The sequence below is a fragment of the Arthrobacter sp. BF1 genome (genome assembly GCF_056680215.1).
In genome coordinates, this window is sequence record NZ_CM155271.1 from 1,790,538 (window position 1) to 1,803,666 (window position 13,129).

General features: G+C 67.0%; 11 protein-coding genes. 2 read left to right on the forward strand and 9 right to left on the reverse strand.

The genetic code is table 11. The annotated features are described in order from the left end of the window. The first annotated feature begins 1 nt into the window (after position 1). Positions 2-1,561, forward strand: a complete 1,560-nt coding sequence (locus AC1MCD_RS08335; RefSeq protein WP_498677555.1) for an ABC transporter ATP-binding protein — start codon at positions 2-4, stop codon at positions 1,559-1,561. A 13-nt stretch (positions 1,562-1,574) separates the two neighbouring features. Here the strand turns inward: AC1MCD_RS08335 and AC1MCD_RS08340 are convergent, their stop codons facing one another. The 9 genes from AC1MCD_RS08340 to AC1MCD_RS08380 form a co-directional block, all read right to left on the reverse strand. Next, positions 1,575-3,740: a 3-hydroxyacyl-CoA dehydrogenase NAD-binding domain-containing protein gene (locus AC1MCD_RS08340; protein ID WP_498677556.1), complete on the reverse strand. Its 2,166-nt coding sequence runs from the start codon at positions 3,738-3,740 to the stop codon at positions 1,575-1,577. Next, complete coding sequence (locus tag AC1MCD_RS08345; RefSeq protein ID WP_498677557.1) at positions 3,737-5,044, reverse strand: thiolase family protein; 1,308 nt, start codon at positions 5,042-5,044, stop codon at positions 3,737-3,739. The genes AC1MCD_RS08340 and AC1MCD_RS08345 overlap by 4 nt, the downstream gene beginning before the upstream one ends. 120 nt (positions 5,045-5,164) lie before the next feature. Then, positions 5,165-6,493 carry an HRDC domain-containing protein gene (locus AC1MCD_RS08350; protein ID WP_498677559.1) on the reverse strand — a complete coding sequence of 443 codons (1,329 nt, stop codon included), beginning with the start codon at positions 6,491-6,493 and terminating at the stop codon, positions 5,165-5,167. A gap of 45 nt (positions 6,494-6,538) precedes the next feature. Next, positions 6,539-7,192 carry a DUF3000 domain-containing protein gene (locus AC1MCD_RS08355; RefSeq protein WP_498677560.1) on the reverse strand — a complete coding sequence of 218 codons (654 nt, stop codon included), beginning with the start codon at positions 7,190-7,192 and terminating at the stop codon, positions 6,539-6,541. A gap of 57 nt (positions 7,193-7,249) precedes the next feature. Then, complete coding sequence (locus AC1MCD_RS08360; protein ID WP_498678239.1) at positions 7,250-8,365, reverse strand: threonine aldolase family protein; 1,116 nt, start codon at positions 8,363-8,365, stop codon at positions 7,250-7,252. Positions 8,366-8,381: 16 nt separating this feature from the next. Next, the gene (locus AC1MCD_RS08365) at positions 8,382-9,155 is read right to left on the reverse strand and encodes an SDR family oxidoreductase (protein WP_498677562.1); all 774 of its coding nucleotides are present in this window, start codon (positions 9,153-9,155) and stop codon (positions 8,382-8,384) included. Beyond that, positions 9,152-10,519, reverse strand: coding sequence for a DUF6421 family protein (locus tag AC1MCD_RS08370; RefSeq protein WP_498677564.1), 1,368 nt, complete (start codon positions 10,517-10,519; stop codon positions 9,152-9,154). Before AC1MCD_RS08370 ends, AC1MCD_RS08365 begins: the two co-directional genes overlap by 4 nt. 158 nt (positions 10,520-10,677) lie before the next feature. Beyond that, the gene (gene msrB, locus AC1MCD_RS08375; protein WP_498677565.1) at positions 10,678-11,187 is read right to left on the reverse strand and encodes a peptide-methionine (R)-S-oxide reductase MsrB; all 510 of its coding nucleotides are present in this window, start codon (positions 11,185-11,187) and stop codon (positions 10,678-10,680) included. Positions 11,188-11,201: 14 nt separating this feature from the next. Beyond that, positions 11,202-11,693 carry a hypothetical protein gene (locus AC1MCD_RS08380; RefSeq protein ID WP_498677567.1) on the reverse strand — a complete coding sequence of 164 codons (492 nt, stop codon included), beginning with the start codon at positions 11,691-11,693 and terminating at the stop codon, positions 11,202-11,204. 92 nt (positions 11,694-11,785) lie between these two features. On the opposite strand from AC1MCD_RS08380, the gene AC1MCD_RS08385 reads away from it, so the two are divergent. Continuing rightward, the gene (locus AC1MCD_RS08385) at positions 11,786-13,075 is read left to right on the forward strand and encodes an alpha/beta hydrolase family protein (protein ID WP_498677568.1); all 1,290 of its coding nucleotides are present in this window, start codon (positions 11,786-11,788) and stop codon (positions 13,073-13,075) included. Positions 13,076-13,129: the final 54 nt, after the last annotated feature.

Below are 13,129 nucleotides of genomic sequence, written 5' to 3' on the forward strand. Positions count from 1 at the left end.
CATGCGCCAGACCTCGGCTCCGGCGCTGGCCGCACACATCAGGCGCTTCACCTACCACGGTGATGAAGCCCCGGTGCTGGGCGGTATCAACCTGTCCCTGGCCCCCGGAACCCTGACAGCAGTCCTGGGCGGCTCGGGCAGCGGCAAGTCAACCCTGGGCCGGCTTCTGGCCGGCTGGCTCCGCCCCGGCAGCGGAGGTGCTTTCGAAGGATCACTGGAACTAACCGGCACCCGGCTGGAGTTCCGGGGAACGCCCGGGGACCCGCAGATCGACCCGGCCGCCTGGTGCCGCCAGGTTGGCTTTGTCCCGCAGGACGCAGCGGCATCGTTGTCAACGATCCGTGCTACCGTGGCCGAGGAGCTGGCGTTTGGTCTCGAAAACCTGGGGACGGGCCGGGCTGAGATGCAGGAAGCCGTGCGGCGGGTGGCGTCCCTGACAGGGCTGGACCAGCTCCTGGAGCGTGACCCGGCCCGGATCTCGGGGGGTGAGCTCCGGCGCCTGGCTATCGGCTGTGCCATGATCAGCGGCCCGGCCGTGCTGGTTCTCGACGAACCTTTCGCCTCCCTGGATACCGACGGCTCAGCGGCCCTGACGGTCCTGGTGCGGAGCCTCGTGAAGGGTGGCACCGCCGTCGTGGTTTTGACTCAGGAGGCGGACGCCCTGCTGCCGGACGCCGGCCACTGCATCCTGCTAAGCCACGGCGCGTCGGTTGTTGAGGGCACCCCCGCCCAACTTGCCGCCTCCCCGGAGCTGGCTGCAAGCGCCGTGATCCGGCCGGATTCCGGCAGAGACAACCAGCGGCCGCAACCCTCAGCACGGGCCGGTCAGGCCGGCATCCGTCCAGCCGGGGTTGCGTCCGTGCCGGCAGGGGTGCCCGCGCTGGAGCTTCAGGACGTGAGCTTTGCCTACGCAGGGCCCCGCACGCCGAAGTGGTCGCGGCGGCCCGCTGCCGGCACGCCGAACCCCGCCGTCCTGGACGGCGTGAGCCTCGCAGTTCACCCCGGTGAGATCCTTGCCGTCACCGGGCCGAACGGAGCGGGAAAATCCACGCTGCTGCGGCACCTGAACGGCCTGCTCCAACCGCTGACCGGTACCGTCAGGATCAACGGGCAGGACATTGCCGGGCTGTTTCCCGGCAGGGTGGCCGCGGACGTCGGACTGCTCTTCCAGAACCCTCGTGACCAGCTGTTCGAGCGGACAGCGGAACGGGAAGTCGGTTTTGGATTGGCTGGCGGCCCGGCAGCCAGAGCCTCGGTACGGCGTGCTTTGGCTGCGGTGGGACTCGAGGAAGCAGCAGGAATGCACCCCGCTGAACTGCCTGCCTCCCGGCAGCGTCTCCTGGCGCTGGCCACGGTGCTCGCCAGACAGCCGCGGGTTATGGCCCTGGACGAACCGACAGTAGCCCTTGACCGCCAGGGACTGGCCATGCTGGAAACCGCGGTACGGCAAGCGGCAGCGGAGGGCGCCGCCGTCGTGCTGATCACGCACGACCTCGCCTACGCGCGGTCCGTGGCGCACCGGCTGGTGCGCCTGGATGCCGGCCGCCTGCACAGGATGTAGGCGGCCAGCACCTTCACATTTTGAGCTTTTTGGATGCGGCGCCCGGGGCGTGGAAGCGCTTCCCGTTCACCCGCTCCGAGGCGCCAACCCGGTCCAGGTAAGGGGTGATGCCGCCCAGGAACATGGGCCAGCCCGCGCCGAGGATCATGCACAAATCGATGTCCTCGGGTCCGGCCACCACGCCCTCGGCCAGCATCAGTCCGATCTCCTCGGCCAGCGCATCCTGCACCCGGTGCAGAACTTCATCGGCGGTGGAGGGGGACGTGCCGAAGGACATCAGTGAGAGCGTGGACGCGGGGATTTCCTGGCTGCCGTCAGCGGCGGGAGCCCAGAGCGACTTCACACCGTTGTCGATCAGTTTCTTCAGGTTGGCAGACACTTCGAAGCGGTCGCCAAACGCGGCGTGCAGGGACTCCTGGACGTGCTGCGCCACCGGCAGGCCCACCATGGCGCCCAGCGTGAACGGGGTCATCGGCAGACCCAGGGGGCGGAGGGCATTGTCGGCAGTCTCGGCGGGGGTGCCTTCATCAAACGCCGCTATCACTTCGCCCATGAGCCGCAGCAGGATCCTGTTGACCACAAAGGCAGGTGCATCCTTGACCAGGACGGCCGTCTTCTTCAGGCCCTTGGCCAGCTCAAATGCCGTGGCCAGCACGGCATCGTCGGTCTTGGGAGCCCGCACGATTTCGAGGAGCGGCATGACGGCCACCGGGTTGAAGAAGTGGAAGCCCACCAGCCGTTCCGGGTGCTGAAGGTCCCCGGCCATGGCGGTGACGGAGAGGGAGGAGGTGTTGGTGGCGAGGATGCAGTCCTGCGAGACGATGGCTTCCACCTCGGCGAAGACCTGCTTCTTGACGTTCAGCTCTTCGAAGACGGCCTCGATGACAAAGTCGGCGTCGGCGAAGGCTTCCTTGGACACAGAGCCCGTCACCAGGGCCTTGGTGCGGTTGGCTGCGTCCGGGCTGATCCGCTTCTTGCCCAGCAGCTTGTCCACCTCGGCATGGACATAGCCCACGCCCTTGTCCACGCGGGCCTGGTCGATGTCGGTCATGACCACCGGGACCTTGAGCTGGCGGGCGAACAGCAGCGCGAGCTGGCTTGCCATCAGCCCCGCGCCCACCACGCCCACCTTGGTGACCGGACGGGCGAGCTTCCGGTCGGGTGCGCCCGCAGGCCGCTTGGACCGCTTTTGGACCAGGTCCAGGAAGGCGTACACAGTGGCACGGAATTCGTCGGTCTGCATCAGCCCGGCAAGGGCCTCGCACTCGAGGGCTGCCGATTCGGCCCGGCTCATGGTGCGGTTGGCCTCGAGGATGTCCAGGACCTTGGCCGGTGCCGGGGACGCGTTGGACGTCTTGGCCTCCACCAGCGCACGCCCTGCCTTGACGGCCGCTGACCAGCGCCCGGCGACGGCGGGGTCTGCAGGATCGACCTCGTTGACCCGCTCGGGAGCGGCCTCGCCGGTGATGACTTTCGCGGCCCAGAGGAGGGACTGCTCCAGGAAGTCGGCCGGTTCGAACAACGCGTCGGCGATGCCGAGTTCGAAGGCCTGCGGCCCGCTGAGCGTGCGGTTGTTGCTGAGCGGGTTTTCGATCATCACCTTGACCGCGTTCTCCGGGCCGATCAGGCGCGGCAGGATGTAGACGCCGCCCCAGCCCGGGACCAGTCCGAGGAAGGCTTCCGGCAGTGCCAGGGCGCCGGCTCCGGTGGACACGGTGCGGTAGGTGGACTGCAGGGCGATTTCGAGGCCGCCGCCCAAGGCAACGCCGTTGATGAAGGCGAAACTGGGGACGCCGAGGTTGGCCAGCGTGGCGTAAACCTCGTGGCCGAGCTGGGCCATCCAGAGGCCGTGCTCGCGGTTCTCCAGAGACTTGACTGCGGACAGGTCCGCGCCGGCCACCAGGAAGTAGGGCTTGCCGGTGACGCCGACGCCAACGATCTCGCCGCGGGCGGCGCGCTCCTTCAGCCCCTCCAGGACGGTGCCCAGCTCAACCAGGGTGTTCGGGCCCAGGGTGGTGGGCCTGGAGTGATCCAGGCCGTTGTCGAGGGTGATCAGTGCAAAGACCCCGGGGTTTGGCTGCCCCGGCGCCGCCGGCAGTTCGATGTCCTGGACGTAGGAGTGCGTCACAGTTTCATTCGGAAAGAGTTCGGCAAGCTTGGTGAATTCTGCGGCGCTCATGCGGCGGCTCCTTCGGTGGTTGCTTCGGCTGCTGTTTCGGCAGGTGCCGCGCTGGTGGCGGCGCCGCTGTACTCGGCATGGTGCGGGTTTTCCCAGATCACGGTGGCGCCCATGCCCAGGCCGATGCACATGGTGGTGACGCCGTACCGGACGGACGGGTCTTCCTCGAACTGCCGGGCGAGCTGGTTCATCAGCCGGACGCCTGACGACGCGAGCGGGTGGCCCACCGCGATGGCGCCGCCGTAGCGGTTAACCCGGGGGTCGTCGTCGGAAATTCCAAAGTGGTCCAGGAAACTCAGGACCTGGACGGCGAAGGCTTCGTTGATCTCGAAAAGTCCGATGTCCTCAATGCTGAGTCCCGCGTTCTTCAGGGCTTTTTCAGTAGCGGGGACGGGGCCGATGCCCATGACCTCAGGCTCGACGCCCGCGTAGGCGTAGCTGACCAGCCGCATCTTGACGGGAAGGCCCAGTTCCGCGGCGGCCTCGGAAGATGCCAGGACCGCGGCTGTGGCGCCGTCATTCAGGCCGGCCGCGTTGCCTGCCGTCACACGGCCATGGGCGCGGAAGGGCGTGCGCAGGGCGGCGAGGTCCGCCAGCGTGGTGCCCGGGCGGGGCGGCTCGTCAACGCTGTTCAGCGTCCAGCCCTGGCCCGGTTTCAGGGACGCCACGGGAACAAGGTCAGGTTGGATCTGCTCGCGGGCGTAGGCCGCCGCCAGCTTGTCCTGGGAAGCGACAGCGTAGGCGTCGGTCCGTTCCTTCGTGATTGCGGGGAAGCGGTCATGCAGGTTTTCGGCCGTGTTGCCCATGTTCAGTGCCGCCGGGTCGACCAGCCGCTCGGACATAAAGCGCGGGTTCGGGTCGGCGCCGGAGCCCATCGGGTGGTTGCCCATGTGCTCCACACCGCCGGCGATCACGACGTCGTAGGCACCGAAGCCGATGCCGCTCGCCGTCGTGGTGACTGCGGTCATGGCCCCGGCGCACATCCTGTCGATGGCGAAGCCGGGAACAGTGCGGGGGAGCCCGGCCAGAAGGGCGGCCGTGCGGCCGAGTGTCAGGCCCTGGTCGCCGGTCTGGGTGGTAGCGGCCACGGCTACTTCGTCGATCCGTGCCGCGGGCAGGGTGGGGTTGCGGCGCAGCAGTTCGCGGATGCACTTCACCATCAGATCATCGGCGCGGGTTCCGGCGTAGATGCCTTTCTCGCCGGCTTTCCCGAAGGGGGTGCGGACGCCGTCAACAAAAACGACGTCGCGGACAGTGCGCGGGGACCCGCTGCTGTGTTGTCCGCTGTGGCGGGCTTGGCTCACGTTTACTCCTCATCGAGACATTGGCGCCGTCCGAGGCAAACAGGCGGCGCTCGGCCGGACGGCAGTTGTCACTATGTTACTCACGAGTAACATAGTGTGCAAGGGTCCGATGAGGGGGTGTTACTCCGCGGGAGCGGTGGCCTTGGTTTCCTTATCCGGCAGCGGCTGCGGGTTGAGGAAGGCGTCCGTGATGAGCGGCGCCACCAGGTCTATCTGCCACTCGCGTGCGCCCAGGGAGCTGAGTTCGGCGGCCACCGACTCTTCGTTGAGGTCCGACGGCGGACGCCAGGCCACGCGACGCAGGTAGTCCGGCGTGAGCAGGTTTTCCATCGGCAGGTTCAGTTCTTCGGCCTTCGCCTGCAGGAGCGGGCGGGCTGTGGACAGGCGCTGGGCAGCCTCGGGATCGCGGTCAGCCCACACACGCGGCGGAGGAGGGGCGTTGGTGGGCAGGTGCAGGGGCGGAAGTTCCTCAAGCTCCCTGGCGGCCGCGATGCACCGGAGCCACCTGGGCGCTTCGCGCTGCGCCGCCCGCCCGTGGAAACCCTTGGTGCCCAGGAGCTGGGGCACGGTGGAGGGCATGGCCTTGGCCGCGGACACCAGGGCCGAATCGGGAATCAGCCGGCCCGGCGCAACATCACGCTTCTGCGCCAGCGAGTCCCGCTCGAGCCACATCTCACGCACTGCCGCCAGCTGGCGGCGGTCGCGGATCTGGTGGAGTCCGGAGGTCTTGCGCCAGGGGTCAATCCTGGGCGGCGCTACGCCAGCGGCCAGGATCGCGGCGAATTCCTGCTCCGCAAACTCCAGCTTGTCGTCGGCCACCAGCAGTTCGATGAGTTCTTCGCGCAGCTCCGTCAGGACTTCCACATCCAGTGCGGCGTAGCGCAGCCAGGGTTCCGGCAGCGGCCGGGTGGACCAGTCGGCGGCAGAATGTTCCTTGGCCAGGCCGAAACCAAGCAGCTGTTCGATGACGGCGGCCAGGCCCACGCGTGGCAGACCCGCCAGCCGTGCGGCCAATTCCGTGTCGAAGAGTTTGTCCGGCCACATGCCGAGCTCCAGCAGGCAGGGGAGGTCCTGGCTGGCGGCATGGAGGATCCATTCCACACCTTTGAGCGCATCGTTGATGATGGCCAGGTCATCGAACGGTTCGGGGTCAATCAGCCAGGTACCGGAGCCTTCGCGGCGGATCTGGACCAGGAAGGCGCGCTGGCCATAGCGGAATCCTGAGGCGCGTTCCGCATCGACTCCTGCGGGTCCGGTTCCGGCGGCGATGGCAGCCGCGCACCGCTCCAGCCCGGACTGCGTTTCAATGACCAGCGGCACGCCGTCGCGGGGTGCATCGAGGTCAATGACTGCGGGGACCTGGCTGTCGAAGCCTTCCACCGTGATGTGGGAAGTGGTGTCATCAGCCGGGGCGCCGGCTGTGGTGTTATCCGGAATGTGAGGGGTCATGATTCCTTCAGTTTACCGATCCCTGTTCAATGACAATGACCGGTCCTAGTTCCGGCGGCGGTTCGGAAGGGCGGAGACACCGTCGGGTAGAGGGGGAAGGCCGGCGAACGTGCACACCATGTCGGACCACGCCTCAAGGTGCGCCGTGACATCCGATGAGGCCGGAGTCCAGGAGGCGCGCAGCTCGATGTCGATCGACCCGGGCCGGTCCGAAAGCGTCCCGAAGCTCTCGGACAGGACGCGGGTGGCCGTCCCGCCGGCGGCCTTGTAGGGGGCCTTGTGGTTCTCGAGGGCTTCAACGAGCCACGTCCAGGCCACGGTGCCGAGCATCTCGTCATTGCCCATTTCGGGCTCGAGCTGGGCCCGGATGTAGGTGACGATGCGGAATTCGCCGTCCCAGACCTCCGATCCCTCGGGGTCGTGCAGCAGGATGAACCGGCCGGTTGCCAGCTCGGTATCGTCGTCGGCCACGGTGCCGGAAGCGGCGGCCAGGGCCATGGCTGCGGGGCCGTGGACGGGGGTGGTGCCGCTGCCGGGACCGGGCGCCATGACCTCGGCACCGAGCGCCACTGCGAACGGTGCCAGCCGCGCCGGCGCCGGAATTTCCGCCAGGCGCAGTTCACTGCGGCATTGGGCCTTCCTGAGGGTTCCCAAGGCGTGGAGAAATTCCGGGGGAACCTGGGCGAGTGCGTTCACCATCGCAGATTACGCAACAGCACCGGGCACACGCTGCAGGCTCGCCGTCGGCCGGTCATGCTACCTGGCCGCCCTGCCTTCAAAGTGGGCCGCAAGCTCCTGGCGGATCGCGGCGGCGAACGCGTCGATGTCCTCTTCGCTGGTGTCGAAAGAGCACATCCAGCGGACCTCCCGGGCGGCTTCGTCCCAGTCATAGAAACGGAAGGATTCCCGCAACCGGTCGGCCACCCCGGCCGGAAGGACCGCGAACACACCATTGGATTCCGTCTTCTGGGTGGGCTCCACGCCGTCGATGGTCTCCACCGCCGCCCTAAGGCGGGCGGCCATGGCGTTGGCGTGCGCCGCGGAACGGAGCCACAGATCGCCCTCAAGCAGCGCAATGAACTGGGCCGAGAGGAAGCGCATTTTTGAGGCGAGCTGCATGTTCATCTTGCGGAGGAACACCAGGCCGTGGGCGGCTTCGGGGTTCAGGGCAACCACCACTTCGCCGTACAGCAGCCCGTTCTTGGTGCCGCCGAAGGAGAGGATGTCCACGCCGGCGTCGCGCGTGAACGCCCGCAGCGGCACGCCCAGGTGAGCGGCCGCGTTAGCCAGCCGGGCGCCGTCCATATGGAGTTTCATGCCTTTGGAATGGGCGTGCTCGGCGATGGCACGGACCTCGTCCGGCGTGTAGCAGGTGCCCAGCTCGGTGGTCTGGGTGATGGAGACGGCAAGCGGCTGGGCGCGGTGCTCATCGCCGAAACCCCATGCTTCGCGGTCGATCAGCTCCGGCGTGAGTTTGCCGTCCAGGGTGGGGACCTGCAGCAGTTTCATGCCGCCGATGCGTTCCGGGGCGCCGTTCTCATCCATGTTGATGTGGGCCGTCGACGCGCACACCACGGCACCCCAGCGGGGGAGCAGGGACTGCAGGGAGAGGACGTTGGCGCCCGTGCCGTTGAACACCGGGAAACACTCGATGCCGGAGCCGAAGTGCTCTTCCATCAGCTCCTGCAGGCGGGCCGTGTAGTCGTCCTCGCCGTAGGACACTTGGTGGCCTTCGTTGGCTGCCGCGAGGGCTGCCAGCACTTCCGGGTGGACGCCTGAGTAGTTGTCCGACGCGAAGCCGCGGATCGACGGATCATGCAGCCGCGCGGAGGCGTGGTCGGTCAGGGCGGCGGCAGGTGCCGTGGTTGTCATTGCTTTGCTCACGTTCTCAGTCTAGGGAGGTCAGGTCCAGGGCGGCGACGTCCTGGAAGCCAGGCTCAGGAGCCAGCCGCAAATGCCGGCCGTTCAGCTCGGTCGCCGGCCGGCTGAAAAGTCCGACGACGGTGGCCCCCAGGTCGTCGACATCGGTGGCACCCGGGAAGGTTCGGTCCGGGTGCTGCTGCCGGAGTCCGGCGTCCACCAGCGACTTCACCACAAGCACGACGGCGGCGCTGCGCAGTTCTGTGCCTGCGCCGGCGGCCGCGCGGGCCAGTCCATCGGCCACGGCGAAGGTCCAGGTTTCTGCAGCGGCCTTGGCCGCCACGTAACTGGCGGTCGCCGCCGTCGGCTTCTCCACTGCAGTGGAGGAGACGATGGCAAACCTTCCCCTGCTGGAGGCGGCGACGTCGTCGTAGAAGGCCCGGGACACGTTCCGGAGCGTGGTGATGGCGCCGCGCTCGAGGAAGTCCCAGTCGGCATCGCTCTGGTCCGTGATGCCTTTCGCGCCGCGCCAGCCGCCGACCAGATGGATGACGGCGTCGATCCGTCCGGCCGTTTCGGCCAGCGCGTCCCGGAGGGTGCGGACAGCGGCCAGATCAGCGAGGTCGCACACCAGGGGAGTGACGCCGTCGCCCGCTTTTGCTGCGGCGGCGTCGATCCGCACTTTGTCTGAACCCACGGTGAAGACCCGGAACCCGGCCTGCCGCAGCGCCTTGGCCACGGCGATCCCTGAGGGTCCGCTGCCGCCTGTGACCAGGACATTCAATGGGTTGTGTTCGTTCATAGGGCGGAGGCTCCTGTGATGCCTGCGGTTGATTCGATGACCGGGCGCATTTTTTTCTCCAATGCCTCGTAGAACATGGATAGCGGGAATTCGTCATCCAGCACCTGATCCGTAAGTCCGCGCGGCGGGCCGGACACCGGAAGCGCGTCGGTGCCCTTGGCCCACACTGATGCGGGGCTGGGTGTGACGGTGCTGGAAACCAGTTGGTAGGCGGCCAGCCAATGCGCCGTCTTGGGCCGGTCGATGGAGCGCCAGTACAGGTCATCGATGGCCGTACCCAGCGCGATGACTGCGTCCGGCACCTGGTCCCAGTCGATGCGGAGCCGGGTGTCTGTCCAGTGCAGGACGTGGTGCTGGTGTAGCCAGGCAAAGAGCAACTGGCCGCCGAGGCCGTCATAGTTGCGCACCCTGCTGCCGGTGATCGCAAAGCGGAAGATCCGGTCGAAGATGATGGCGTACTGCACGAGTTTTGCGTGCCGGCGGGCTTCCGGCCGGGCGTCGTCGTCCTTTTCGATCCGGACGGACTCCCGGAACGCGGTGAGGTCGCAGCGGAGTTCCTCCAGCGAATACAGGAAGTAGGGCATGCGCTGTTTGATCATGAACGGGTCAAAGGGGAGGTCCCCGCGCATGTGGGTGCGGTCGTGAATCAGGTCCCACATCACAAACGTGGCCTCTGCCAGTTCCTGGTCGGCCAGGAGTTCAGCGGCGCCGGCAGGAAGGTCCAGGGAGGTGATGTCGGCCGCCGCACGCAGGACACGGCGGAAGCGGGCAGCCTCACGGTCCGCGAAAATCGCGCCCCAGGTGTAGGTCGGCGTTTCCCGGACAGCAACGGTTTCCGGGAAGAGCACGGCCGAGTTGGTGTTGTAGCCGCGGGTGAAGTCCAGGAACCGGATGGGTACAAAAAGCTTGTTGGAATAGTCTCCGGCCTCCAGTTCAGCCACGAACTCGGGCCAGATAACCTCCACCAGGACGGCCTCCACCAGCCTGCTGCTGCTTCCGTTCTGCGTGTACATGGGGAAGATGACAAGGTGCGCCAGCCCGTCCTGGCGCTGCAGCTGCGGCTGGAAAGCCAGTAGCGAGGCCAGGAAGTCCGGCACGCCGAAACCGGTCTGCGCCCAAGCCTCGAAATCGGCGACGACGGCGGTGAGGTAGGCGGCGTCGTGCGGGAAGAGCGGCGCCAGTTCCGTGACGGCGTCGGTGATGGCGGCGACTTCCAGCGCGGCAGCGGCATGGTGGCCCGGCTCAGGCACTGAACCGTCCTGGACCTGCAGCGTCTGCAGGGATTCGGCAGCGGTCCTGAGACTCAGCCAGGTGGGGTTCGTGGCGGTGATCCTGGTGGGGCCGGCGGTGATGGTGACGGTCATTGACCTCAGCCTTTCGCATTGCTTGGGTATCTACGGCGAGCGTAGCAAGCAACCAGAGCCGCTAACCCAAAAGACGGCCAAGCATAAGAAAGTCTCATGCTTGGGCGCCACGGAGACACAGTCAGGTGCGGCCGGGCCTCTGCCTGGGCGGCTCAGGGCTAGGCGGATTGGTGCCCGTCCGCACCCCGTGGAACCAGCTTCAGGGACACCGAATTGATGCAATACCGCTGGTCAGTAGGCGTGCCGTAGCCTTCCCCGGCAAACACGTGGCCCAGGTGGGAATCGCAGTTTGTGCACCGGACCTCAACCCGCTCCATGCCGAGGGCGCGGTCATGGATGTACCGCACGGTGCCGTCAGCCAGGGGTGCCCAGAAGGAGGGCCAGCCGCAGTGGGAGTCAAATTTTTCGTTGCTCCTGAAGAGTTCGGCCCCGCAGGCACGGCACTGGTAGACACCCTCTTCGTGGGTGTCCACGTACTCGCCGGTGTAGGGACGCTCGGTGCCCGCCTGCCGCAGCACGTGGTACTCCTCCGGGCTGAGTTCCTGCCGCCATTCGTCGTCGGATTTCCGGACGGCGGGTTCCGACGCCTCTGGTCCGGCGCCCAGCGCGGACGCGTGGATGGAATCGGTGGCCTTGTTTCCGAAAACGCTCTTTCCAAAAATACTCATAGTCTGGTCAACGCTCAGGAGTCGCCGATAAATCCCGAACCGGCATACAGGTGGAGCACGGGGAGCCCCAACTGGTCCTGGGCCTTGTTGGCCCAGTCCGTATGGAAGGTGTCCGCAACCGCATGCGGCCGGGTGATCACTACTGCCTGGGAGGCTCCGAGTTCCTTCACTTTGGCCACCAGGCCACTCACGGCGCCGCCATCCATCACTTCGCCGGTGACTCCGCCGCCCAGCCCTTCCAGGGCGGCCAGCGAGACCGCCAGGGTCTCGGCAGCCTCCGCCCGCTCAGCACTGGGATCAGGGGCGTGCGCGGTCAGGTCGCGGAAGGCTTTGGCGACATCCAGCATGGACAGATTCTCTAGAAAATCCACCACGAGATGCCGCTCGGTGTTCGCCGGGACCAGCAGGACAAGCCGGGTGTCCGAGCCGTCCACCAGCCGTTGGATGTTAACGCGGTCATCTGCACCCAGGGGTTCTTCAGTCAGAATGACGATTGGATCGCTCATGGCATCAGCCTAGTCGTGCGCACTCGCGCCTGCACAGGACGCCACGGCAGTGGAAATGTGGCCAACCGGCCCTCGGCGGTAAGAATGGTTGCATGGCACCTTCCACGCGAACTCCCACGTTGACGGCGATACCGCCCATCCAGGCCGACGGCCGCATGTCCCTGCGCGCCAAATGGGCTTTGGGCGGCGCCATAGGCGGCGGAGCCCTCACCGGCCTGCTTGCCACAGGATCCTCAGCCCTTGCCCTTTACTTTGCCCGGCGGGTGATCACTCCTGTCAAGCAACGGGCGGCCGACCAGGAAGTCCTGGCGGTCATCCGTGAAGGCGACCGGTTGCAGGTCATCCTGGCCGCTACGCCGGAAACAACCGTAGAGGGTGTCTACGGTTTCTTTTTCGACGGCGGCAAGGGACACGCCCGGATCGGCCGGATCGTCTCCTACACGCCGGCGGACGGCACAGTCCTGCGGGAAGTGGAGGCCGTCTATGCCGGCGACTTCGCCACTGCCCGCCGCGGGTGGTGGAGCGGGGCGCTTTATCCGGATCCGGCAGCGGCCGGGATCGCATCCGAGGACGTGCTGATCGACGTCGAAGGCGGCCAGGCGCCGGCATGGCTGGTCAAAGCCGAGGGCGGCGCCCCGATATGGGCCATCATGGTTCACGGCCGCGGGGCCACCCGCCAGGAGGCGCTGCGCGCCGTGGCTCCTGCGCGGGAGCTGGGACTGACCAGCCTGCTGATCTCCTACCGGAATGACGGACTTGCCCCCTCTGCCGACGACGGCCGGTACGGCCTCGGATCAACGGAGTGGCGGGATGTGGAAGCGGCCATCGAGTATGCGCTGGCTAACGGTGCCGAGGAGATTGTCCTTTTCGGCTGGTCCATGGGCGGCGCCATTTGCCTGCAGACGGCGGACCTGTCGCGTCACCGCCACCTCATCCGGGCCCTGGTTTTGGATGCGCCGGTCATTAACTGGGTCAATGTGCTGGCCCACCACGCCCAGCTGAACAGGATTCCGTCTTTGGTGGGGCGTTACGGTCAGCTGATGCTGGGCCACCCGCTGGGGCGCAGGCTGACCGGCCTTTCAGCGCCCGTGGACCTCAAGGCCATGGACTGGGTGGCGCGTGCCGTCGAGGTCCGCACGCCCACCCTGATCATCCACAGTGTCGACGACGAGTACGTTCCCTATGAGCCCTCTGCCATCCTGGCCGAACGGAACCCCGACATGGTCACGTTTGAAACCTTCAGCCGCGCCCGGCACACCAAGGAATGGAACGTCGATCCTGAGCGCTGGGATAGCTTGGTCAAGGCGTGGCTTCGTACTCAATTGGCGCCGCGGACGAACCCCGGCCAGCGCAGTACGGAGGAACCCGAGCCGGCGGGATAACACTTCGCGGCAGTGTTCGGGCGGCCCGCAACTGCCGTCACGTGCCATGTCGAC

Bases quoted from the DNA above. Each gene is read 5' to 3' on its own strand.
- AC1MCD_RS08360 (WP_498678239.1), bottom strand. From the start codon at position 8,365: ATGACAACCACGGCACCTGCCGCCGCCCTGACCGACCACGCCTCCGCG.
- AC1MCD_RS08355 (WP_498677560.1), bottom strand. From the start codon at position 7,192: ATGGTGAACGCACTCGCCCAGGTTCCCCCGGAATTTCTCCACGCCTTG.
- msrB (WP_498677565.1), bottom strand. From the start codon at position 11,187: ATGAGTATTTTTGGAAAGAGCGTTTTCGGAAACAAGGCCACCGATTCC.
- AC1MCD_RS08340 (WP_498677556.1), bottom strand. From the start codon at position 3,740: ATGAGCGCCGCAGAATTCACCAAGCTTGCCGAACTCTTTCCGAATGAA.
- AC1MCD_RS08365 (WP_498677562.1), bottom strand. From the start codon at position 9,155: ATGAACGAACACAACCCATTGAATGTCCTGGTCACAGGCGGCAGCGGA.
- AC1MCD_RS08350 (WP_498677559.1), bottom strand. From the start codon at position 6,493: ATGACCCCTCACATTCCGGATAACACCACAGCCGGCGCCCCGGCTGAT.
- AC1MCD_RS08335 (WP_498677555.1), top strand. From the start codon at position 2: ATGCGCCAGACCTCGGCTCCGGCGCTGGCCGCACACATCAGGCGCTTC.
- AC1MCD_RS08370 (WP_498677564.1), bottom strand. From the start codon at position 10,519: ATGACCGTCACCATCACCGCCGGCCCCACCAGGATCACCGCCACGAAC.
- AC1MCD_RS08385 (WP_498677568.1), top strand. From the start codon at position 11,786: ATGGCACCTTCCACGCGAACTCCCACGTTGACGGCGATACCGCCCATC.
- AC1MCD_RS08380 (WP_498677567.1), bottom strand. From the start codon at position 11,693: ATGAGCGATCCAATCGTCATTCTGACTGAAGAACCCCTGGGTGCAGAT.